18 protein-coding genes and 1 pseudogene are annotated in these 21,677 nt (G+C 69.7%); 7 read left to right on the top strand and 12 right to left on the bottom strand.

The window, feature by feature from the left end; all coding sequences use genetic code 11:
- Window positions 1-12: 12 nt before the first annotated feature.
- The 4 genes from HNO83_RS00165 to HNO83_RS00180 form a co-directional block, all read right to left on the bottom strand.
- The gene (locus HNO83_RS00165; RefSeq protein ID WP_175335498.1) at window positions 13-1,110 is read right to left on the bottom strand and encodes a glycosyltransferase family 4 protein; all 1,098 of its coding nucleotides are present in this window, start codon (window positions 1,108-1,110) and stop codon (window positions 13-15) included.
- Complete coding sequence (locus HNO83_RS00170) at window positions 1,110-3,767, bottom strand: FG-GAP-like repeat-containing protein (RefSeq protein ID WP_175335499.1); 2,658 nt, start codon at window positions 3,765-3,767, stop codon at window positions 1,110-1,112. The genes HNO83_RS00165 and HNO83_RS00170 overlap by 1 nt, the downstream gene beginning before the upstream one ends.
- A gap of 148 nt (window positions 3,768-3,915) precedes the next feature.
- Complete coding sequence (locus tag HNO83_RS00175; RefSeq protein WP_175335500.1) at window positions 3,916-4,323, bottom strand: DUF2304 domain-containing protein; 408 nt, start codon at window positions 4,321-4,323, stop codon at window positions 3,916-3,918.
- Between the two features lie 12 nt (window positions 4,324-4,335).
- Window positions 4,336-5,016, bottom strand: coding sequence for a glycosyltransferase family 2 protein (locus tag HNO83_RS00180; RefSeq protein ID WP_175335957.1), 681 nt, complete (start codon window positions 5,014-5,016; stop codon window positions 4,336-4,338).
- A gap of 129 nt (window positions 5,017-5,145) precedes the next feature.
- Here HNO83_RS00180 and HNO83_RS00185 point away from each other — a divergent pair.
- The 4 genes and pseudogenes from HNO83_RS00185 to HNO83_RS00200 all read left to right on the top strand — a co-directional run bounded on the left by HNO83_RS00185 (window position 5,146) and on the right by HNO83_RS00200 (window position 8,543).
- Window positions 5,146-5,885 (top strand): annotated as a pseudogene (locus HNO83_RS00185) (glycosyltransferase family 2 protein).
- Entirely contained in the window at window positions 5,882-6,250 is a 369-nt protein-coding gene (locus HNO83_RS00190) for a DUF2304 domain-containing protein (RefSeq protein WP_175335501.1), read from the top strand. The pseudogene HNO83_RS00185 and the gene HNO83_RS00190 overlap by 4 nt, the downstream one beginning before the upstream one ends.
- On the top strand, window positions 6,247-7,494 hold the full coding sequence (locus HNO83_RS00195; RefSeq protein WP_175335502.1) for a polysaccharide biosynthesis protein: 1,248 nt from the start codon (window positions 6,247-6,249) through the stop codon (window positions 7,492-7,494). The genes HNO83_RS00190 and HNO83_RS00195 overlap by 4 nt, the downstream gene beginning before the upstream one ends.
- A gap of 20 nt (window positions 7,495-7,514) precedes the next feature.
- Window positions 7,515-8,543, top strand: a complete 1,029-nt coding sequence (locus tag HNO83_RS00200) for a polysaccharide biosynthesis protein (protein ID WP_175335503.1) — start codon at window positions 7,515-7,517, stop codon at window positions 8,541-8,543.
- On the opposite strand, the gene HNO83_RS00205 is transcribed toward HNO83_RS00200, so the two are convergent.
- From HNO83_RS00205 to HNO83_RS00230, 6 genes are all read right to left on the bottom strand, one after another.
- Complete coding sequence (locus tag HNO83_RS00205) at window positions 8,503-9,732, bottom strand: glycosyltransferase (RefSeq protein ID WP_175335504.1); 1,230 nt, start codon at window positions 9,730-9,732, stop codon at window positions 8,503-8,505. The two genes, HNO83_RS00200 and HNO83_RS00205, sit on opposite strands and share 41 nt — an antisense overlap.
- A 12-nt stretch (window positions 9,733-9,744) precedes the next feature.
- The gene (wecB, locus tag HNO83_RS00210) at window positions 9,745-10,869 is read right to left on the bottom strand and encodes a non-hydrolyzing UDP-N-acetylglucosamine 2-epimerase (RefSeq protein WP_175335958.1); all 1,125 of its coding nucleotides are present in this window, start codon (window positions 10,867-10,869) and stop codon (window positions 9,745-9,747) included.
- Window positions 10,870-10,883: 14 nt separating this feature from the next.
- A complete protein-coding gene (locus HNO83_RS00215) occupies window positions 10,884-11,972 on the bottom strand; it encodes a polysaccharide biosynthesis C-terminal domain-containing protein (RefSeq protein ID WP_175335505.1) in 1,089 nt (362 codons plus the stop codon).
- A 21-nt stretch (window positions 11,973-11,993) separates the two neighbouring features.
- Window positions 11,994-13,514, bottom strand: a complete 1,521-nt coding sequence (locus tag HNO83_RS00220) for a DUF2142 domain-containing protein (protein WP_175335506.1) — start codon at window positions 13,512-13,514, stop codon at window positions 11,994-11,996.
- Window positions 13,515-13,601: 87 nt separating this feature from the next.
- On the bottom strand, window positions 13,602-15,896 hold the full coding sequence (locus tag HNO83_RS00225; protein ID WP_175335507.1) for a hypothetical protein: 2,295 nt from the start codon (window positions 15,894-15,896) through the stop codon (window positions 13,602-13,604).
- Entirely contained in the window at window positions 15,896-16,378 is a 483-nt protein-coding gene (locus tag HNO83_RS00230; protein ID WP_175335508.1) for a hypothetical protein, read from the bottom strand. The genes HNO83_RS00225 and HNO83_RS00230 overlap by 1 nt, the downstream gene beginning before the upstream one ends.
- A 227-nt stretch (window positions 16,379-16,605) precedes the next feature.
- Here HNO83_RS00230 and HNO83_RS00235 point away from each other — a divergent pair, with 227 nt between their 5' ends.
- Window positions 16,606-17,541, top strand: coding sequence for an ABC transporter permease (locus HNO83_RS00235; protein ID WP_175335509.1), 936 nt, complete (start codon window positions 16,606-16,608; stop codon window positions 17,539-17,541).
- Window positions 17,542-17,545: 4 nt separating this feature from the next.
- Entirely contained in the window at window positions 17,546-18,757 is a 1,212-nt protein-coding gene (locus tag HNO83_RS00240; protein ID WP_249776391.1) for an ABC transporter ATP-binding protein, read from the top strand.
- A 21-nt stretch (window positions 18,758-18,778) separates the two neighbouring features.
- Here the strand turns inward: HNO83_RS00240 and HNO83_RS00245 are convergent, their stop codons facing one another.
- Both HNO83_RS00245 and HNO83_RS00250 read right to left on the bottom strand, forming a co-directional pair.
- The gene (locus tag HNO83_RS00245) at window positions 18,779-19,735 is read right to left on the bottom strand and encodes an NAD-dependent epimerase/dehydratase family protein (protein ID WP_217498585.1); all 957 of its coding nucleotides are present in this window, start codon (window positions 19,733-19,735) and stop codon (window positions 18,779-18,781) included.
- Window positions 19,716-20,702 carry a glycosyltransferase domain-containing protein gene (locus tag HNO83_RS00250; protein ID WP_175335510.1) on the bottom strand — a complete coding sequence of 329 codons (987 nt, stop codon included), beginning with the start codon at window positions 20,700-20,702 and terminating at the stop codon, window positions 19,716-19,718. Before HNO83_RS00250 ends, HNO83_RS00245 begins: the two co-directional genes overlap by 20 nt.
- Window positions 20,703-20,793: 91 nt before the next feature.
- On the opposite strand from HNO83_RS00250, the gene HNO83_RS00255 reads away from it, so the two are divergent.
- Window positions 20,794-21,672: a hypothetical protein gene (locus HNO83_RS00255; RefSeq protein ID WP_175335511.1), complete on the top strand. Its 879-nt coding sequence runs from the start codon at window positions 20,794-20,796 to the stop codon at window positions 21,670-21,672.
- The last annotated feature ends 5 nt before the right edge of the window (window positions 21,673-21,677 follow it).

Genomic DNA, 21,677 nt, shown 5'->3' on the forward strand with positions numbered 1-21,677 from the left:
GGCGGCGCCGGGTCAGGCGCTGACGCTGTCCAGGATGCGGAGATAGTCGACCGCGCGCGCCTCCCACGACCACGCCCGGGCGTCGTCGCGTGCCCACGTGGGCAGCGGGTGCTCGCGCGCGTCGAGCATGGCGGCGGCGAGCGACGCGGTGTCCTGCGCGGCGACGATGCGGATGGGCGCACCGGCGTTCCGCAGCGCGGCGACGCCCGCCAGGTCGTAGCTGACGACCTGCGCGCGGCTGACGGCCGCCTCGATGAGCGTCGTCTGGAACCCCTCGGCGAGCGTGCTGGGGTTGACCAGGATGTTGTCCCGCAGGCTGATAAACACCTCGTCCGTGGGGATCCGCCCACGGAACACGACGCGATCGCCGACACCCGCGGCCGCTGCCCGGGCCTCCAGGTCGCGCCGCAGGGGGCCGTCGCCGACGATGACCAGCCGCGCGTCGCCGACGGCGTCGCCCAGCGAGGCGAACGCGTCGATGGCGCGATCGGCGCCCTTGCCCGGCACCAGACGCCCCACGAAGACGAAGTCGCGGCCGGCGGTCGGCGCACTGTCCGCCGGCGGCAGATCGATCGCGTTGTAGAAGACCTCGGCCCGCACACCGGAGAGCCGGCGCACGAAGTCGACCACACGCTCCGAGACACCGAGCACCCGATCCGACGAGCGCAGCGCACGCCTGCCGAGCGTCACGTCGACCAGGCGGCTCGCCGCAGCGACGGGCAGCGAGACTCCGCGGACGAAGTCGGACCCGTGCTCGGTGTGGATCAGCGGCGCCTGGAGGACGCGGGCGAACCGCTTCCCGCGCCAGGTCATCGGGAAGAACCGCGTCTGCGTGGAGATCGCGGTCACTCCCTCCCCGCGCAGCCCGTCCACCACGTGGGAGACACGGCCGGAGCGCGGGAACGCGAAGACACCGCCGATCGACCGTCCCCGGGCGAGGCGGATGACGCGCACACCGTCCTCGACCGTGTCCGAGTCCCCGGCGGCCAGCGTGACGACGGTCGCCCGATGACCCGCCCGGACGAGCTCGCGCGCCAGCGCGGCGACGTGCAGCTCCACGCCGCCGACGCTCGGGGCATAGTTGTTCACCACGAACACGACGTGGTGCATCAGCGGTACATGGTCCAGTTGCTGCCGTTCACGACCGCGGCGTCGAAACCGGGCGTGATCGATCCCGTCGTGCCGGTGCCTTTGTAGAAGAACGCGTTGCCGTCGGGCCGGATGCCCAGCAGGTCGGGCTTCCCGTCGCCGTCGGCGTCCCCGATCGCGATGACCCGGGAGTAGATCGACCAGTTGGTGCCGATCCGGTACGGCGAGCCGAAGACGGTGCCGGACGAGGCGCTGCCGGTTCCCGGGTACAGCCACAGGTCCCCGTTCTGGCGGCGCACGATCAGGTCGGCCTTGCGGTCGCCGTTGAAGTCGCGCGGAGCGCTGACGTCGGCGACCGATCCGAGGTTCGAGGTGATCGCGACACCGGCCCGGTAGCCCTGGTGGGTCGCGTCGACCACGCCCGTCCCGCCGTAGAAGACGGCACTCCCGTCGGAGCGGTACGCGAGCAGGTCCGGCTTGCCGTCGCCGTCGAGGTCGCCGACTCCGACCACCCGGGTGAAGATGTTCCAGCCCCAGCCGACCTTGATGCCCGGCTGGTAGCCGCTGTCCGTGCCCGAGACCCGACCGGTGCCCGCGTAGAACCACAGCGTCCCGTCCGGCTCGACGCCGAGCAGGTCGGGCTTGCCGTCGCCGTTCAGGTCGCCCGCCGAGACGAGATAGCGGAACATGTTCCAGCCCCAGCCGATCTTCGCCGCTCCGGTGAAGACCGGGGACGCGCTCCCGGTGCCGGTGCGGAGCCACAGGGTGCCGTCCGCGGCTTCGGTGAGCGCGTCCGGCTTGCCGTCGCCCGTGAAGTCGCCCGGAACCGCCATCTCCGCGATCTGGGTCCAGACGCCTCCCGCGTTCTGGGCGGCGGCGTAGCCGCCGGAGGAGGCGATCCCCGCACCGCCGATGAACATCAGCGACCCCGACAGGGTGCGGTCCAGGATGTCCGGGTAGCCGTCGCCGTTCAGGTCGCCCGGGGTGGCGAAGACATCGGTCGATGAAAGACCGTTCAGGGCGATCGGCTGGCCCGGCTGGTAATAGCCCGCCGTTCCCGTGCCGGCGTAGAAGGTCGCCGTGTTGTCGTTCCCGATGCCGATCAGGTCGGCCTTGCCGTCCTTGTTCAGGTCGCCGACGCCGAGGAGGACGCGGAAGATCGACCAGTTGGTGCCGATCTGCACGGCCGCACCGAACGTGCCGCCGTTCGAGATGCTGCCGGTGCCCGGGATGAGCCACAAAGACCCGTCGGCCTTCCTTCCGATGAGGTCGGGCTTGCCGTCGCCGTTGAAGTCTCCGACAGCGGTGATGTCGGAGTAGTCCTTCCAGCCGGTCGCGATCTGCTGCGCGGACGAGTAGCCCTCGCCGCCGGCGACACCGGCCTTGCCTGTGCCCTTGTAGGCGTACACGGTTCCGTCAGGCTTGCGGGCGATCAGGTCGGGCTTGCCGTCACCGTCGAGATCGCCAGCGCCCACCAGGACGTTGTAGATGCCCCAGCCCGCACCGATCTGCACCGCGGGCTGATACCCCGGGCTGGACATCCCGCCCACGGTGCCGGTTCCGGCGTAGAACCATAGCGTCCCGTCGGAGCGGCGCGCGATGAAGTCCGGCTTGCCATCGCCGTTGAAGTCGCCGACGCGGATGATGGGGCTCGTGATGGGCTGGACCATGGGTCCGTTGCTGGCGAAGGCGACCAGGTCGGCGGCGGTGCCGTTGAAGGTGTCCTGATCGCCGGGGAACAGGCCCGTCGAGCCGTACTGCCAGATCGTGTAGTTCGGCCAGCCCGCCGGGAGGGTCCCCGCCCCGGAGGCGAGGTTGCTGGGGTAGCGCGCGATGAAGAGGGGGTTCGCGCCGAAACCGGAGTCGTTCCCCGTGCAACGGGTCCACCAGTCGGTGGTCGTGTAGATGGCGGGCAGCCGGCCGACGCGGGCGAGGACCGTGTTGGAGAAGTCCCGGATCCAGGACAGCATCGCCGATGTGGTGAGGCCCCAGCAGGTGTTCCCGTTCGGGCCGTACTCGATGTCGAGGAGCGGAGGCAGCGTCCGGCCGTCGTTGACCCAGCCGCCACCGTTGCTGACGAAGTAGTTGGCCTGCGCCGCACCGGAGGAGGTGTTCGGCGTGGCGTAGTGGTACGCGCCGTGCATGAGACCGGCTGCGTACGAGTCGTTGTACTGCTCCGCGAACTGGCTGCTCTGGTAGTCGGTGCCCTCCGTCGCCTTGACGTACGCGAACTTCGCGCCGTTGCCGGCGATCGTGTACCAGTCGGAGAGGGTGAGCTGCTGCCAGCCGCTGACATCGAGCCCCGGGATCCCCGGCGGCAGTCCGGAGACGGCGGCGAAGGTGCGGAAGCGCGACGGCGCCGACGGCTCGTTCGCGGCCACTGTCGCACCCATCGAGTGGTTGCCCGTCGCGTCCATCTCGGCGAGCGTCGGGTCGGCCGTCACCGGCGACGGGAGGGGATCGGCGGTCGTCGTGGGAGCAGGGGACGGTGTCGCGGTGCCGGTCGCGGGAGGTGCGGCCGGGTCGGTGCCCGCCGGGGACGGTATGGTCGTCGCGGGAGCTGGAGCGGACGTGTCCGCCACCGCCGGGAGCGGCCCTCCCGCCACCAGCGAGACGAGGATTCCGGCCGTGGCCGCCGTGACGAGCCACCTCACGGTGCGACCGGTGAACGTACCCATGGGATCCTCATTCTCGGCGGGGCGGGGATCGGCGAATCGCGAGAGGCCTGCCTTCCGGTCGGGGAAAGGGCCGCCCGCGCCCTCCTAGAGTAGATCGTCTACCCGCTGGACGGCGGGAATGACGCGGACCGGGATCGGTGGATGGCGTCTATTCCGAACGCTTCTGCACGCCGGGCTCGACCTCGGCCGCCTTCTCCCCCTCGAACGCGGTGGCCGCATCCGGTGCGTTCTGGATCGCGATCAGCCGCGCCAGGCGGGTGATCTCGAGGTCGGTCTTGCGGTGCCGCCGCTGCACGACGAGCGAGTTGCCGATGAAGACGACGATGAGCCCGTAGAGCAGCAGGTCCGTGCCACGCCCGACGCCGAGCAGGTTCGCCACCGCCGTCACGGACGACGGGAACACGACCGCGAGCACGACGATCAGCAGCAGCGCCAGCATCGAGAGCCGGCGGAGCGCCAGATGACGCGCGCCCTTCCCCGGCAGCATCAGGAAGATGCTGAACGCGACGATGACGACGATCAGGATGATCTTGATCGCGAGCTGTCCGGTATCCATGCGTGCGGGCCCTTACTTCAGAAACAGATCGCTGAGGATGTTGACCGAGTTCCACACCGACTGGCCTTTGGAGCGCGAGTAGTCCGTGTAGAGGACGTGAACGGGCGACTCGGCCCAGCGCAGCTTGTTGCGCCCGATCTCCGACACGATCTCGGAGGCGTGCGCCATCCGGTTCTGGTCGATGACGATCGCCTCGGCCGCGTGCCGGTTGAGTGCCCGCAGACCGTTGTGGGCGTCGGTGAGCTGCACCCCGCTGCTCATCCGCTCGAAGACCACGCCGGCGCGCAGCACGAGCCGCTTGATCGGCGAGAGCTTGGTGCGGTCGTCGAGGAAGCGCGAGCCGATCACGATATCGAGCGGCTCGGAGTCGAGCCTGCGCACCATCGCGAGGGCGTCCTCGGTGCGGTGCTGGCCATCGGAGTCGAAGGTGACGAAGTAGTCGGCCTCCGGGTCGCCCAGCGCGTAGTCGAGGCCGGTGCGCAGGGCCGCGCCCTGCCCCAGGTTGATGGGATGGCTCACCACGACGGCTCCGCCCGCCCGCGCCTCTGCGGCCGAGTCGTCCGAGCTTCCGTCGTCGACGCAGACGATCTTGGGGAAGGTCTCACGAGCCGACCGGATGACGCTGCGGACCACCTGCGCTTCGTTGTACAGCGGCACGACGAGCCATGTGCGCTGCTCTACGGGCTTACTGATAGTCCACTCCTGTCGGCATGCGGAGGCTCACCACCGCAACGAATGCAATGCAAGTAATTGTACTGGGGCGCTGGCCGCAAGCTGTCACGGGCCCCCGACTCCCGGATGCCTTCGGTAGACTCGGCTCCCATGGCCGAATCCCTCGCGCGCACACTGATCGTGATGCCTGCGCTCAACGAGGAGGCTTCGGTCGGCGAGGTGGTCCGAGAGGTGCGCGAGAAGCTCCCCGGCGCGGCGTGCCTGGTCGTGGACGACGGCTCGAGCGACGCCACGGCGGAACGCGCGGCCGAGGCGGGCGCGATCGTCGCCTCCCTCCCGTACAACCTCGGGGTCGGCGCCGCAATGCGCGTCGGCTTCGTCTACGCGCTCGAGAACGGCTACGACAATGTCGTCCAGGTGGATGCCGACGGCCAGCACGACCCGGCCGGCGTGCAGAGCCTCGTCGCCGCGCTCGCGTCGAACGACATCGTGCTCGGCGCCCGCTTCGCCGGCGAGGGGCAGTACGAGGTCCGCGGGCCACGCCGCTGGGCGATGGTCTTCCTCGCGTCCGTGCTGTCGCGGTGGCGAAGACCAGGCTCACCGACACGACCTCCGGATTCCGTGCGAGCGGGCCGAAGGCCGTGCGGCTCTTCGCCGAGCACTACCCCGCCGAATACCTCGGCGACACGATCGAGTCGCTCGTCATCGCAGCACGGTCCGGCTGCCGGATCGCGCAGGTGCCGGTATCGATGCGCAAGCGGACGACCGGGACGCCGTCGCACGACCCGCTGCGCTCCGCGGTCTACCTCGGTCGCGCGGGCCTCGCGCTCGTCTTCGCCCTGTTGCGCCCGCCGGTCATCGTGACCGAGAAGGAAATCGCCGTCCGATGAGCCTCGCCAGTTACCTCCTCGGCATCGCCGCGGCCCTCGCCACCCTGCTCGTCGTGTTCGAGATGATGCGCCGTCGCCGCCTGCGCGAGCGCCATGCGATCTGGTGGCTGATCGCCGGGACGCTCGCCTTGATCGTCGGGGTCTTCCCCGCGACCCTCGCCTGGGCAGCGGCTGTCGTCGGCGTCGCGGTCCCGACCAACCTCGTCTTCTTCGTGAGCGTCGCCATCCTGTTCCTGGTCTGCATCCAGAGCAGCTCGGAGCTGACCAGACTCGAGGCCCAGACGCGCCTGCTCGCCGAGCGCAGCGCACTGCTGGAGCTGCGCGTCCGGGAGCTCGAAGCGCGCGACGGCGAGCGTCGCTCGTGAGCGAACAGCCGAGCGGGCGCATCCCCGGATTCGTTCTCGTCCTGATCGGGACGGGCCTGGTCGGCGTCGCCGGCTACGTGATCACATGGCTCGTCCCGCGCGTGATCGGGGTCAGCGCCTATGCCGGTTTCGCGGTGTTCTGGGCGGGGCTCTTCCTCGTCGTCGCCGCGCTCTCGGGTATCCAGGCGGAGACGACGCGCTCCGTCCACTCCGACCCGCCGGAGGGCCGCGTGCCCGCGAGAGCCTCGGTGTTCGCCGTGGGGGCCGCCCTGGTCGTGCTCGTCGCCGTGGTCGTGACCGCACCGCTCTGGGTTGGCCCGGTGTTCGGCGGCGACTGGGGTCTCGTCTGGCCCCTCGCGCTCGGGACCGCCGCCTATGTGCCCCTCGCCGTCGTGACCGGGACGCTGTACAGCCGCAAGGCGTGGAAGTCGATCTTCCTCGTCGTCATCACCGAGGGCCTGCTGCGCCTGGTCCTGATCGCGGCCGTGCTGTTCGTGACCTCGTCCATCGACGCCCTCGCGTGGGCGACGGCGATCCCGACGCCGGTCGCCGCGATCGTCGGAATCGTCCTCGTGAACCGGCCGGGCGCGCTGGCCTCCTACCTCGACGTGGGGTACCGCCGGCTCACCTGGAACACGGCGCGCACCATCGTCGCGGCGGCATCCATGGGGATGCTCGTCAGCGGCTTCCCCACCCTGCTGACCGCCACCTCGCCCGGTGTGCCGGCCGCGGAGCTCGGTCTCGTCATCCTGGCGGCGACCATCGTGCGCGCGCCGCTCATCGTGGTGGCCATGGCCGCGCAGAGCTACCTCATCGTGCTGTTCCGCGGGGCCGGCGAGCGGATGTTCCGTCTCGTCTTCGTGCTGGAGGTCGCCGCCATCGTGGGCGGTGTGGTGCTGGGGCTGATCGCATGGGTGATCGGCCCTCCCGTGTTCTCCTTCCTGTTCCCCGGAACCGACGTGCCGCCCGGCTGGCTGCTCGGCTCGTTCGTCGGCACGGCCGGGGTTCTCGCGGGCATGGGGATCTCCGCCCCCGCCGTGCTCGTGCTGGGCAAGCACTCGGTCTTCACGGCCGGATGGCTGGTCGCCGCCGTCGGCACGTTCGTCGCGCTGCTGCTGCCGCTCCCCCTCGACCAGCGCGCCGCCCTCGCCCTCCTGATCGGCCCGCTCGCCGGGCTCCTGGTCCACACCGGCTACCTCGTCACCGTCCGGCGCACCGTGCCGGTCGAGGCTCCGGTGCCCTAGCCACGCAACGAGAGAGACACATGAAGCACAGAAAGATCGAAGACTCCGTCGTGACGATCACGGGCGGGACCGGCTCCTTCGGCTCGACCATGGCCAAGCACCTGCTGTCCCGCGGCGTGGGCGAGGTCCGGATCTTCAGTAGAGACGAGTCCAAGCAGGACGCGATGCGCCACGCCATCAAGGACCCGCGGATGCGCTTCTACATCGGCGACGTGCGCGACTCGCTCAGCGTCGGACGGGCGATCCGTGGAAGCGACCACGTCTTCCACGCCGCGGCGCTCAAGCAGGTGCCGTCGGCCGAGTTCTTCCCGCTCGAGGCGGTGAAGACAAACATCGACGGGAGCGCCAACGTGATCCGTGCCGCCGTCGACCACTCCGTCAGTTCGGTCGTGTGCCTGAGCACCGACAAAGCCGTCTACCCGATCAACGCCATGGGGATGACGAAGGCGCTCATGGAGAAGACGGCGCTGGCCATGGCACGTGACTCGCTCGATTCGGACACCGTCATCTCGGTGACCCGGTACGGCAATGTGATGTACTCGCGCGGGTCGGTCATCCCGCTGTTCGTGAACCAGCTCACCTCCGGCTCCCCGGTCACCGTGACCGACCCGGAGATGACGCGCTTCCTGATGTCGCTCGCGCAGTCGGTCGATCTGGTCGAGTACGCGTTCACGCAGGCGACCACGGGCGATCTCTTCATCCGCAAGGCGCCGGCGAGCACCGTGGGGACGCTGCTCCAGGCCGTCGCCAACGTTCTCGGTGTTCCGCTGCCGAAGGTGGACGTCATCGGCGTGCGCCACGGCGAGAAGCTCTTCGAGTCGCTCCTCGGCTCGGAGGAGATGGCGAACGCCGAGGACCGCGGCGACTACTTCCGCGTACCGCTCGACACCCGCACGCTCGACTACCGCCCGTACTTCGAGGAGGGCGCCGACCACGGCGCGACGGTCGAGTCGTACACCTCCCACAACACCGAGCGGCTGGACGTGGAGGGCGTCGAGAAGCTGCTGCTCACGCTGCCCGAGTTCCAGGAGCTGGCCGCGAAGCGCTGACCCGCTCCACCAGCGACTGCAGCGTCCGCTCGAACGCGTCGACCGCCCGCTGCTTCGAGAAGGTCCGGTCGACGTACTCGCGCTGCCGGCGGACGATCTCGGCGCGCACCTCGGCCGGCTCGAAGGCGAGGGCGGCCGCGACGGAGGCCACGTCGCGCTGGTCCGCCACGAGGGTCACGCCCGAGTCGGTCCCCAGCACCCCTCGCAGGCCGTCCAGGTCGGTCGACACGGCCGTGACGCCCGCCGCCATGTACTGCAGCACCTTGTGGGGCAGGGCGACGTTGGTCAGCAGCTCCGACCGGAACGGGTTCACCGCGACATCGGCGGACGCGAGGTAGGCCGGGAGGGCGGAGTACGGCACCACCCCGGTGAAGATCACCCGGTCCTCCAGCGAACGCGCCTTCACCGTCGACCGGAGCTTCTCGTCGAGCTCCCCTCCCCCGACGAGCACCAGCTTCAGCTCGGGATGCGCAGCGAAGTGCGGCGCGAGATCGTCGATCAGCACGTCCAGCCCGGAGAACTCGAAGAACGACCCCATGAACAGGAGCACGCGGTCCTCGGCCGAGAGCCCGAGCGAAGCCCGGACGTCGTGCGCCCCCGTGTCCTCGAAGTGCGTCAGGTCGATCGGCGGCAGGTCGGTGATGGCAGGCCCGCTGCGGTGCGAGATGCGCACGCAGTAGTCGGTCATCGCCGGGTTGTTGCCCGAGACGAGGTCGGTGCGGCCGGCGACGAACCGCTCCGCACGGTGGATGAGCGGCGCGAGCGGGTTCTCGCGGATCTGGTGCGAAACATCCAGCGCGCGGTACACGATCGGCACGCCGGCGCGGCGCGCGATGGCGACGGCCTGCCACCCGGTCGTCGGCACGGCATAGAGCACCACGACGTCGTAGCCGCCCTTGCGGATCTCGTGCCACAGCGCCGGAGTGGAGATCACGGGCGCGAGGTAGCGCTCGAACGACCGGCCGCCGAACGTGGGAGGGGTGATCAGGGTCAGGCGGGCGTCGGGGTGGACGCGGCCGGGGATCGTCTGCCGGGTCGTGCGCAGCGACACGCGCGGCTCATCGGGCGACTCCGGGTAGTGCAGGAACGACACGTCATGCCCCTGGAGCGCGAGCAGCTCCGGGAACTCGTGCATCTCGAAGATCACCTTGTTGACGTAGTTGACCTCGTGGATGAAGAGGATGCGCACAGTGCGGTCGACCTAGCCTTTGCGACGGATGCCCCGGCGGGCGTGGTGGGTGCCCGCCGTGGAACGGATGAAGTTGACCACCCGGCGGGAGGTGTCGTCGATGTCGTACTCGAACGGCGCGGCGGCGGGGCCGTCCTGGGCGAACTGCTCCAGCGTCAGCGCGACGGCGTCGAGCACCGTCCCCGTGTCGACCCCGGTGGTGATGGTCACACCGGTGTCGATCGCCTCCGGGCGCTCGATCGCATCGCGCAGCGAGACCGCCGGGAAGCCGAGGATCGCCGACTCCTCGCTGATGGTTCCGCTGTCGGAGAGCACGAGCTTCGCCGCCTGCTGCAGCCGGACGTAGTCGTGGAAACCGAACGGCGGGTGGAAGACGATGCCCCGCTTGGCCTCCTCGGCCTGCCCCTCGAGGCGCTTCCGGGTGCGCGGGTGCGTCGAGACGAGCACCGGCAGCCCGTACTCCGCGGCGAGCGCCTGGAGCGCGGCGAGGGCGGAGGCGAGCCGCTCCGGGTTGTCGACGTTCTCCTCCCGGTGCATGCTCACCAGGAAGTAGCCGCCCTCGGTGAGTCCTTGCCGCTCCAGGACGTCGCTGGCCGCGATCCCTTCCCGGTTGGCGTCGAGGACTTCGCGCATCGGCGAGCCGGTGAGGTGGATGCGGGAGGGATGGATGCCCTCGGCGAGCAGATTGCGCCGGGCGTGCTCGGTGTAGACGAGGTTGTAGTCGGCGACGTGGTCCACCAGGCGCCGGTTGACCTCCTCCGGCACGTTCTCGTCGTACGAGCGGTTGCCCGCCTCCATGTGGTACACGGGGATCTGGAGGCGCTTGGCCATGACGGCCGAGATGCAGCTGTTGGTGTCGCCGAGCACGACCATGGCGTCCGGCCGCTCCTCGAGCAGCACCGGCTCGATGCGGCTGAGCACGGAGCCGAGCACCGCCCCGAGCGACGACGTGTCGCTCTCCAGGAAGTGGTCGGGACGCCGCAGCCCGAGGTCCTCGAAGAAGACCTCGTTCAGCTCGTAGTCGTAGTTCTGGCCGGTGTGGACGAGGACGTGGTCCGTCTCCCGCTCCAGCCGGCCGATCGTCGCCGCCAGCCGGATGATCTCCGGTCGCGTCCCGACCACCGTCAGGACCTTCATCTTCGTGCGCTCGCTCACACGGCCTCCGCTATCGTGTCCGGGCTCTCCGGTCGGAAGAGCTCGTTGGCCCAGAAACTGGTCACCAGGGTCCGCTCTCCGGTGTTCTCGATCTTGTGCGGCCACAGCGTCGGCATGTCGATCGCGACCGGGCGTTCGCCCGAGACCGCGAAGCGGACGACATCGGAGGTGAAGAGGCGTCGCATCGAGATGACGGCCTCCCCCTCGACGACGGCGAACCGCTCGACCTTGCGGCGGTGGAAGTGGTCGCCCCGGCTGATGCCGGGGACCGTGGTCGAGAAGGAGGCCTGGCTCTCTCCCCCGCCGGCGCGGACCAGCTCGAAGAACGACCCGCGGGAGTCGGTGTTGGCGCGGAGCGGGAACGGGCCGCCTGCGGGGAAGGAGAAGGACCGGTAGGTGTTGAACAGGTCGCGGTCGAACGGTGCGGCGATGTCCGGGATCTCGCCGGCCCGGTAGATCTCGGCGATCGAGGTGAGTCTCGCCAGCACGTCGGTGACCGTCGCCCGCGTCACGTGCGGCGCTGCGGTCGCGACCGACCCGGTCAGCAGGTCGGCGGCGTCCTGCGCGTGCAGCAGCTCCAGTTCGCGGTCGACCTGCACGGTCGGCGCGCCGCCCGTAGCCAGGAGGTGGCTGAATGTCGCCACCACGGAGTTGTAGAACGGGACGCCGTGCTCGCCGAACAGGTTGGGCAGCAGGTGGTCCTCGAAGCGGACACCGCGCGACTCCGCGGCCTGGCGCAGGATGTCGGCCGCGTCGGCCTTCGCGCGTCCGTAGACCGAGTCACCGGTCGCCTGCACCGAGTTCGCGTAGACCACCACCGCGGGAGGCGCGTCCGCCGCTCGCAGTGCGCTCGCGACCTGGCGGGCGAACCGGAGGTTGCCCTCGCGGACCTCCTCGTCGGTGCCGCGGTTCACCCCGGCCACGTGGATCAGCCGTTCCGCCCCGTCGATCGCGGCGATCGCGTCCGCTTCGGACCACGCGTCCCCCACGGCGACCGGACGCGACTCCACCCCGCGCTCGCGCAGCGCGCAGCGGAGGTGCCAGCCGAGGAAGCCGTGAGCGCCGGTCAACGCCACTGCGGTCATCGTCGCCTCCTCCTCTGATCGTCAGCCATCGATCGTACCGACCGGACGCACTACGGGTCGCGCCGAAGCGAACCGGGAGAACTGAACGACGATCAACGCCAGCAGACCGGCGAAGGCCGTGGACGCCAGCAGCCACAGCCACATCGGCGACACCGGGATGTGCCACCACCACTCGACCTTGTCGCTGAGGTTGAAGCTCTTGTCGTCCACTCCGGTGACGTAGCGACGGATATTCGTGTACAAGGCCAGGGATTGGGCGATGGCAAGACCTGCAGCGAGGATCCACCACTGCGTCGGCGACAGGTCGAAGCGCCGCTCATCGGGCTCCCACAGGGCGATCACCGCGAACAGGATGACGAACGGCAGCACGTAGCGTGGCTGCAGGCGATCGCCAACGAGCGCACCGGTGGAGATCTGCAGGTAGAAGGGCAGCACGACCAGGCCGACGGCGGCAGCCGTGAGGACGAGCCCCTTGCGCACGCCGAGGAACCGGATGCCTGCGAAGACCAGGGCCGCGAAAACGGCGCAGGTCACCACCCAGACCCCACCTGGCATGATCGTGTCCACCCAGCCGAGCCCGAACACTGCGCCGAGACCGCCCGCCCAGAGCACCGGCAGCTGGCTGAGGACCGGGAACCACAGTGACCAGTTCGCGCTTCCCTTGCCACCGGCGCCGAGACCACCGCCGAGCGCGCTCCCCGTCTGGTGAGAACTGAGGAAGAGCAGAATCGAGAGCACGACGATCCCGAGTGCGAGCAGAGCCGACAGCCAGTACCGGCGGTCGCGCCTCATCGTGAGCAGCACCGCCGCTCCCGTCGCCAGGACGCTGATGACCGCGCCATCCGAGCGGGCTGCTCCGCCGACGAAGGCCGCGACGATCGCGACGGCGCCCAGGCCCGCTTTTCGCCATCCCGCCGATTCGAAGTACCCGACGACGGCGGTGAGCAGGAGTGCGCTCGAGATCAGACCCCACGAACTCGGATTGACCGAGGCGATGAGGAAGAGCCCGAGCGGCACGAGCGTGATCGCGAGCGACCAGACCATGGTCCAGCGCCGGCGCGCGGGGAGCAGCCAGCACAGGATGCTCGCCAACGCGACGAAGATGGCCGCGTTCACGAGACGCATGACCACGATGGAAGCGGAGACGCTGCCGCCCACGAAGGTGTGCATGAACGCGTAGTAGAAGGGCGGGTACAGGCCGTGGAAATTGCCGCGGGCGGTCGTGGTGCCGCCACCGACGGATGCCTGGCAGGCGGCACTCGTCTCCGGCTGGAACGCGAAACAGGATCCGTTCGCGACCAGGGGCGGCACCGTGTAGGTGTCCGGGCGCCCGGTCGCCGAGCAGACACCGGGCGCGGCGCCGTCGGCGCACCAGATGCTCGTCTGATGGAAGTCGTCGTCCGGACTCGATCCGGCCGGCGACGACAGTGCCCAGCCGGTGAGGACCAGGAGCGCGAGGAGCGGCATCAGGACGACGCGCGCGATCCGCAGTGCGCCGGACAGACCGGAGGTGCCGGAGGCACGGGCGGCTGGACTGGTCACGGAGGTGTCTCGCTTTCCCGTGGCTCGGTGGAACTCCTCACACCCTAGTGGCGGTCCGTGGCGATCGCGAACCGTGGCCGCAATCGCTCACGCCAGCGGACCCGTCGGGATCTTCGCGGCGAACGCGGCGCTGATCGACGTCCACCCGATCGAGCCGCCCAGTTCGGCGAAGCGGGCCATCGAGCCGATGGGCCGCTTCGTTCCGGCCTCGAGCAGGTAGATCGACCCGTCCGGCGTCCGGATGAACTTCGTCGCCGGCGCACCGACCGTCAGCCGCGCGCAGGTGTAGGCGTCGAGCGGCGTGAACGCGACCGGGTACAGCGGTTTCGTGGTCGCATCCACCGCGCGCAGCGTCCCCGAGGCGCCGACATAGTCGGCGGAGCCGCAGGTCACTCCGTAGCCCAGCAGCGTTCCCGCCAGCGGGTAGCCGTCGAGGACGGCCTGGGAGACGACCGAGTACCCCTCCACGCCGATCGACGACGTGATGTCGAACGACGAGAAGGCGATCTTGTTGGTCAGCCCGTTCACGAGGTACACGGTGGCGTTCTCCGGGCTCCGCACCAGGGTGCCCGAGGTCAGCGCGATGCGCCCGGCCGGGAGAGCCGTCAGGGCGGCCGTCGACATGGTCAGGATGGTCGGGTCGGTCCCGCGCGGGATCAGCGCGAGCAGCGAATCCCACGACGAGATCGGCTTCAGGTCGGTCGGGCCGACGATGTAGACCGTGCCCCCGTCGCCCTTCACGAACGAGCCGACGTTGATCGTGCCCTTCGTCGCGAACGAGTTCAGCAGGCCCTGTGTCACCGGTGTGGCCGCGACGCCTCCGATCCCGGCGCCGCCCGCCCACACGAACCGGCCGCCCGACCCCAGCACCGACACGCTGCCGGAGCCGGGGACCGTCACGAGCCCGGTGAACGAGGCGCCGGACGCGGGGATGCGCGCGAGGCTGTCCGCACTCAGCGTCCCCGTCACGCGGGCGCCGACGCCCGACTGACCGAGGGCCGTCGGCGCCACCGGGTACGTCTTGCCGCCGGAGACGAAGGAGATGGTGGAGCTGCCGCGCTGCTGCGCGAACGACTGGTCGTTGACGACCGGGGCGCCCAGGGGGAACGCCGAGACGGCCGAATCGGAGAGCACGTTGCGCGCGAGCGGGATGCCCGCCGCCTGCTGCGAGGCGTCGTCGAGGATCTCGCGCTTGGTGCCCGCGGTGACGAGGTAGCGCGCGCCGCTCGTCGTGCCGAGCACGGAGGTCATCAGGGGCCCGGTCCAGAACTGCGCCAGCTGACTGTCCGTCAGCTGCATGTACCCCGTCGAGGTGCAGGAGCCGCCGTAGTCGGCGACCAGGGTGCAGGAGGAGAACGGCAGCTTCAGAGCCGAGTCGAAGAAGTAGATGGTCCCGTTGTTGCCGCGCAGGATCCGGCCCGCCGCCGGACCCGTGCTGTACCCGTCCAGGTAGTTCTGCGAGACGTACCCGACCGCGCCGAGCGGCGACAGCGCGGTGAGGAGGTCGTAGCTGCCGATCGGGTACTTCACCGATCCGCTCAGGACGTACACCGTCGGGTTGTCGAGGGTGCGGGCAAGGCTCGACGCCGCCGTGGTCGACCCGAACCAGTCGGTGAAGATGCGCCAGAAGTTGCGGTTCCCGTACTCGCTGCACGCACCGCCCTTGCCGTAGAGGTTGGCGAGGGCGGCGGCATCCGGCTGGTACGGGGTGTAGTTGTAGAGGCCGGCGGTCGCCTGGTTCTGGATGAACACGGCGCCGGTGCCGCAGGTCGCGTCGCGACTGAAGCGGATCTGGTTGACGCGTCCGGCGACGTGGTTCCAGTTCGTCGGCGTGGCAGCGTACCGCTTGAACTGCAGCGCGGCGCTGTAGACCTGGTTGAAGAAGCCGTAGTACTGACTGTCGCAGGCGGCCGTGTCCGGGCAGCCGTAACCGGTTGCACTCTTGTACTGGTTCGCCTCGGGCCAGGTGTCGGTGACGAGGCTCTGCTCCTTCTCCAGCAGCACGAGGATCGCCTTCTGACTGATCCCGCACGCCTGGCCGACCTTCGCGATGATCGCGGCGGCGGTCTCGACGCCCGAGCTGGTGTACGCGTCGCAGCGCCCGGAGACGGCGGCGCGGCTCTGGGTCGCCTGCGTGTAGCTCTTCAGGCAGGTGTACCCGGAGCGGCAGGTCGGGACCTTGCCGTTGAGGAAGCTCTGCACGTCGTTCGCGGTCATGGCGCCGCCGTCGAAGAACAGGCCGTCGCTGATGATGTTGCCGGCGTCGAACAGGCGGGCGTCGGCCGCGGCGGCGGGCGACGGGGCGCTCAGCGGTCCCGGCACGATGGTGAGAAGGCCCGCGACGAGCGCTCCGGCGACGACCGCGACGATGCTCCTGCGCATCAGGGGACCTCCAGTTGGACGGGAGCGGACTCGTAGCCCCGCCCTCCGGACGTGTATCCGAGCGTCACGCTCCAGGTTCCGCGTGCGAAACGTGACGCGTCGGGCTGGACCGTCCCGCAGGAGGTCGTCAGCCGGTCGGCGGCGCCCTCGTGGTCGACGCTGACCGGGGCGGAACCGGTTCGCGTGAAGGTGAAGGTGCACCTGCCGCCGTCCTCGATGACGCCCTGGACGTATCCCGACGCCGTGACGTGGGCGCCGTCGACGTCCACCGCCGCGACGACGAGCACGGGTTCGATGGTGGGCGCCGGGGTCTCGACGGCCGCCTCCGGCGACTTCGAGCCGGTCGGGATGGGGCTGGAGCCGGTGGCCGCGGACGTCGCCGGCCGCGGGTCGCCGCCCGGCGGCGTGCAGGCGCTGAGTCCCACGATCAGGCTCGCGGCCACCCCGAGGGCGGCGGACAGCCTCACTGCTCGGTTGCTCACGGGTACGTCCTGATCACTGGTCGGGGGCGGGGGCGCACCCCCAGCGTACCGTCGAGGGCGCGTCGTCCTCCGATATCGCGCGCCGAGGCATACCCCCATTGAAGGGGCGCCGCCGACGCGCTCGCGGGTGCTCCTCGGCGAATTCCCGGCAAGACCCGGGCTAAACTCGCACGTGCTCGGAGCTCCGTTCCGGCGCATCCCCACCCCGTCCCGTCCGAGGAAGAGCAATGACAACACCGATCGATGCGGCCACTCGCGCCGCCGTGATCGAGACGCTCCCGATGGAGCACGTCGGGCAGAAGTCCGGCTTCGTCCGCGGTACGCGCCGGTCGCTCGGCGATGTCTGGGCGCACCGCGAACTCCTCGGGCTGCTGGTCCGGCGCGAGTTGAAGGCGCGCTACAAGGACAGCTCCCTGGGCATCGTGTGGAGCCTGTTCCGCCCGCTCGCGCAGCTCCTGATCTACTACTTCGCCATCGGGCAGGTGCTCGGCGCCGCCCGCGCCACCCCCGACTTCGCGATCTTCGTCTTCATCGGCCTGACGATGTGGGGCCTCTTCGCCGAGATCGTCAGCGGAAGCACGACGGCCATCCTGGCGAACGCCGGGCTGGTCAAGAAGGTGTACCTCCCTCGCGAGATCTTCCCGCTGAGCGCCATCGGCGGCGCGATGTTCAACTTCCTCGTGCAGCTGGTCGTGCTCGTCATCGCCATCGTCCTGCTCGCCTCGGTCCCGTTCGCCTGGAACGTGAACCTGCTTCTCGCCCCGCTCGCGGTGGTCACCCTCATCGTCTTCGCCACCGCCATCGGCCTGTTCCTGTCGGCGGTGAACGTCTACCTCCGCGACACCCAGCACCTGGTGGAGATCGCGATCGTCATCCTCTTCTGGGCCTCCCCGATCGTGTATTCGTTCACGTACGTGAACAAGCTGCTGCACGGCAACTGGCTGGAGCAGCTCTACCTCGCGAACCCCGTCACCATCGCCGTCATCGCGATGCAGAAGGCGCTGTGGACAGCCGGGTCCACGAGCACAGGCGCGCTCGCGCAGACCTGGCCGCCGAACCTCGGCCTCCGCCTCCTCATCACCCTCGTCGTGAGCATCGTGCTGCTCTGGCTTTCGCAGCGGATCTTCTCCCGTCTGCAGGGCAACTTCGCACAGGAGCTCTGAGAACATGTCCATGCCCTCCCTCGTCAGCGCCAGCGGCGTCTCCAAGCGGTTCGTCCTGCACAAGGACAAGTCGCTCAAGGAGCGCCTGGTCAATTTCAGCGCCTCCCGCCGTCACAAGGACGACTTCTGGGCTCTGCGCGACATCAGCCTCGAGATCCCGGTCGGGAGCACCGTGGGCCTGGTGGGCCACAACGGTTCCGGCAAGAGCACGCTGCTCAAGGTCGTCGGCGGCATCATCCAGCCGACCACGGGATCCGTCACCCGCCGCGGCCGGATGGCCGCCCTGCTCGAGCTCGGCGCCGGCTTCCACCCGGACCTGACCGGGCGCGAGAACGTCTACCTGAACGCCGCGATCCTCGGCCTCAGCCGCAAGGAGACCGACCGCTACTTCGACGCGATCGTCGACTTCTCCGGCATCGAGTCCTTCATCGACACGCAGGTGAAGTTCTACAGCTCCGGCATGTACGTGCGGCTCGCCTTCGCAGTCGCGGTGCACGTCGACCCCGACCTGCTGCTGGTCGACGAGGTGCTGGCGGTCGGCGACGAGCCGTTCCAGCGCAAGTGCATGGACAAGATCGAGGAGTTCCAGCGCGAGGGCCGCACCATCGTCCTGGTCAGCCACTCCGCCGAGCAGGTCGGCCGGCTCTGCGACCGCGTCGTGGTGCTCAATCACGGCAACATGCTCTTCGACGGCGACCCCGCCGACGGCCTGCGCGTGCTCCGCTTCGGGTTCGAGCAGGAGCGCCTGGAGCACGACCGCACGCACGGCGGCGGCCAGCTCGTCGAGCCGGAGGCCAAGATCGCCGGCATCGACGTGGCGTCGGCCGAATTCGACGAGGAGCGGATCATCGTCCGGGCCGCGAGCGATCTCACCCTGCGATACCGCTACACGCTCTCCGCTCCGCAGAAGCCGCTGGTGGCCGGCATCGCCATCGAGACCTCGACGGGTCAGCCGGTGTACGGGCTCAACACGAAGATGCTCGACATCGACCTGCCCACGACTCCGGGCGAGCACTCGGTGGACTTCTCGTTCCCGAACCACACGCTCGGTTCGGGCAACTACATCGTCCGCGGCAGCCTGGAGGAGAAGTCGGGACGGTCGCTCGACCGGCTCAACCCGGCCGCGACCTTCGAGGTGGACCAGCCGCAGCACGGCTCCGGCCTGATCCGGCTGGACGTGCGCGTCTCCGTCGACGAGCCCGCCCGGGAGGGCTGACACAGGACCGCGGCGGGACGCTCAGGCCAGGCCGCGGACCCACTCCCACTGACGCGCCAGACCGCTCTCCAGGCTGGTCTCCGGGTGCCAGCCCAGGGCATCCTGCGCCTTCTCGCTCGAACCGCCGGTGCGGAACACGTCGCCGCGCACGTGCGGCTCGTAGCGCACCCCGACGTCGAGACCGGTCACCGAGCGGACGACGTCGAGAACCTGGTTGACCGAGACGCTCGATCCGCCGGAGAGGTTCATGACGCGCGGAAGCGGCCGCTCGGAGTCGAGGGCCGCGATCAGCGCCGAGACGATGTCGCCGACGTAGGTGAAGTCGCGGATCTGCTCGCCGTCGCCGAAGACGCGAATGGTGTCCCCGTCCCGAGCCGCCGTGAGGAAACGCGTGAACGCCATATCCGGGCGCTGACCCGGGCCGTACACGGTGAAGAAGCGGAACGCGACCGTGTCGAGACCGTCATTGGCCCGGTAGAGACCGACGAGGTGCTCGCCCGCCAGTTTGGTCACACCGTACGGGCTGTACGGAGCAGGCAGCGTCTCCTCGGTCGTCGGGTAGGTCTCCGCCTGCCCGTACACCGACGAGGAGGAGGCGTAGATGACCCGCACGCCGGGAGCGGCCTTGACGGCCTCCAGCAGCCGCTGGGTCGCGAGGACGTTGGCGTGCGTGTACGCACCGAACTGCTCTCCCCACGAGCCGCGGACGCCCGGCTGGCCCGCGAGGTGCAGCACCGCGCGGACATCGAGACCGACGAGCGTCTCCGCGTCCAGGTCGGCGAGATCCCCCTCGATGAACCGGTACCGCGGGGAGGCGAGACGCTCGACGTTGGCGCGCTTGATCGCGGGATCGTAGTAGTCGGTGAGCGCGTCGAGCCCGACGACCTCGTCGCCGCGCTGCAGCAGGCTCTCCACGAGGTTGCTTCCGATGAAACCGGCGGCGCCGGTGACGAGAACCCTAATCGGTCCGCCCTCCAGACTTGATGCGGCGCACGCCCGTGCCGACGACCCGGACGGGCCGGGACAGGCGCCAGGAGAAGCTGGACGCCATCGCGGCGACCTGCCGCTCGGCGTGGGCGGCACGCTCCTCGGCCCGCGCTGCGCGCTCCTCCGCCTGGGCGAGGACCTGCTCGGCCTCCGACGCGCGCCGGACCGCGTCGTCCGCCGTCCGTTCGCACTCATCCACCCGGCTCTGCTGAGCGGACAGCTCGCGCTCGAGGCGCGCGACCTCCGCCAGCAGTGGACCCGTACGCCGGCCCGTGGCCGTGCTCATCGTGGCGCGGCGCTTGACGTCGACCGGCCAGCGGTGCCAGGGGGAGACGTTGTTGTCCTGCGCGATCGGCTTCACCGTGGCCGGCCCGATGGAGAACGCCACGTTCGCGGACAGCTGGTCCCGGCGCGAGTACCGCAGGACGTGCTCGAACCAGATCCGCATGGTCTCCGCGACCTCGGGGGTCCGGCGCCGCGCGAGCATCCCGTTCCAGAACGGGTGCTCGTGCAGGACGTCCGGGTAGGCCTCCGCGTAGTGGAGCAGCTGCTCGTTCACCCGTCCCGCGTCGTCGTAGTTGAGGCGGATGATCTCGTCGAACTCATCGATGACGCGGTCGCGCCAGCTGTGCTGCGAGACGGCGAAATCGGCGCCTTCCAGCCACTCGTCGAGGATGGCGTCCGGTGTGGCCTCCAAGAGCACCGAGTTGTCGATGTACAGCGTCTCGTCGAACTCGTCCAGCATCGGGTGGCCCTGGATCTTGTAGTGGCGCTGGCTGCGCACCAGGTCGAACGGGAAGGGGATGTCGACCTTGACGATGGTCCACGTGTCGCTGACGAGATCGTCGCGGTCGGTGAAGCAGATGAACGGGATGTCGGTCTCTCGGGCGACCGGCTGCTCGCTGATGTCCTCGTAGCGGCCGAGGAGGGCGGTGTATACCGCTCGGCGCGGGGTCATGGGGCCTCTTTCTTCGGGTGGGTGCCGGGAGGACGTCCTTGTCGGCCGGCAGAGAAATTCCCACCAACTCTACCGGGCTAGACTCGACGCCATGTTCAGACGCGTGCGCCGGATCCACTTCGTGTACGCCGAGGAATTCAAGGCAGCGGGTTCGACCGTGATGCGCGGCGAGCAGCTCTCCCGGCTGGCGGCCGACGCCCTCGGCCGCAGCGCAGAGGTGTCCTATGGCCCGCTCGACGACGGGGTCCGCAACGCGACCCTGTTCCTGACCAAAGGCGCCCTCAAGGTCGCCACCGCGGAGCGCCTCGCGGGACTGAAGGCCGCAGGCAACCGGCTGCTCTTCGACGTGGTCGACGAAGCCCCTCCGCCGACGACGGGATACGCCGACGCCCTCGTCGCCGCGTCGATCACGGCGTTCCTCGACCTCCAGCGCGATCACCCCGCCACCGAGGTGCTGCTCGTGAACCATCACGTCGATCCACGGCTGGATGCGGCCGCCGCCGGCGACCGGCCGACCGACCGGCTGCGCGCGGGGTACTTCGGCGAACTCGTCAACGCCGTCCTCACGCCCGCCATCGAGAAGACGGTCACGCCGGTGCTGGTCGACACGTCTCGTCAGGACCCGGCCTGGCTCGCACGCGTGCCGGAGTTCAACCTCCACTACGCTGTCCGCCGCTTCCGCGGAGCCGACCTGCACAAGCCGTTCCTCAAGGGCTTCACGGCCGCGCACGCGGGGTGCAACATCCTGATCCAGCGCAGTCAGGCCGAGGCGGTGCACTGGCTGGGCGACGATTACCCGTACCTGATCGACGGCGAGCCCGACGAGGCCGCGATCACCGCCGAGCTGGAGCGGGTGCGCGCCGATTTCGGCTCGCCGGCGTGGTCGGCGGGCCTCGAGACGATGCGCGGGATCCGCGAGCGCACGAGCCGGCAGCGGATCGCCGCGGAGGTCGCGCGCGCCCTCGCCTGACCGGC

This window comes from Leifsonia sp. C5G2 (assembly GCF_013359685.1).
GTDB lineage: Bacteria > Actinomycetota > Actinomycetes > Actinomycetales > Microbacteriaceae > Leifsonia.

What these genes read in the sequence shown, in the direction of transcription:
- HNO83_RS00165 (WP_175335498.1), bottom strand. Translation starts at nt 1,110, where the DNA reads ATGCACCACGTCGTGTTCGTGGTGAACAACTATGCCCCGAGCGTCGGC.
- HNO83_RS00170 (WP_175335499.1), bottom strand. Translation starts at nt 3,767, where the DNA reads ATGGGTACGTTCACCGGTCGCACCGTGAGGTGGCTCGTCACGGCGGCC.
- HNO83_RS00175 (WP_175335500.1), bottom strand. Translation starts at nt 4,323, where the DNA reads ATGGATACCGGACAGCTCGCGATCAAGATCATCCTGATCGTCGTCATC.
- HNO83_RS00190 (WP_175335501.1), top strand. Translation starts at nt 5,882, where the DNA reads ATGAGCCTCGCCAGTTACCTCCTCGGCATCGCCGCGGCCCTCGCCACC.
- HNO83_RS00200 (WP_175335503.1), top strand. Translation starts at nt 7,515, where the DNA reads ATGAAGCACAGAAAGATCGAAGACTCCGTCGTGACGATCACGGGCGGG.
- wecB (WP_175335958.1), bottom strand. Translation starts at nt 10,869, where the DNA reads ATGAAGGTCCTGACGGTGGTCGGGACGCGACCGGAGATCATCCGGCTG.
- HNO83_RS00215 (WP_175335505.1), bottom strand. Translation starts at nt 11,972, where the DNA reads ATGACCGCAGTGGCGTTGACCGGCGCTCACGGCTTCCTCGGCTGGCAC.
- HNO83_RS00225 (WP_175335507.1), bottom strand. Translation starts at nt 15,896, where the DNA reads ATGCGCAGGAGCATCGTCGCGGTCGTCGCCGGAGCGCTCGTCGCGGGC.
- HNO83_RS00235 (WP_175335509.1), top strand. Translation starts at nt 16,606, where the DNA reads ATGACAACACCGATCGATGCGGCCACTCGCGCCGCCGTGATCGAGACG.
- HNO83_RS00240 (WP_249776391.1), top strand. Translation starts at nt 17,546, where the DNA reads ATGTCCATGCCCTCCCTCGTCAGCGCCAGCGGCGTCTCCAAGCGGTTC.
- HNO83_RS00250 (WP_175335510.1), bottom strand. Translation starts at nt 20,702, where the DNA reads ATGACCCCGCGCCGAGCGGTATACACCGCCCTCCTCGGCCGCTACGAG.
- HNO83_RS00255 (WP_175335511.1), top strand. Translation starts at nt 20,794, where the DNA reads ATGTTCAGACGCGTGCGCCGGATCCACTTCGTGTACGCCGAGGAATTC.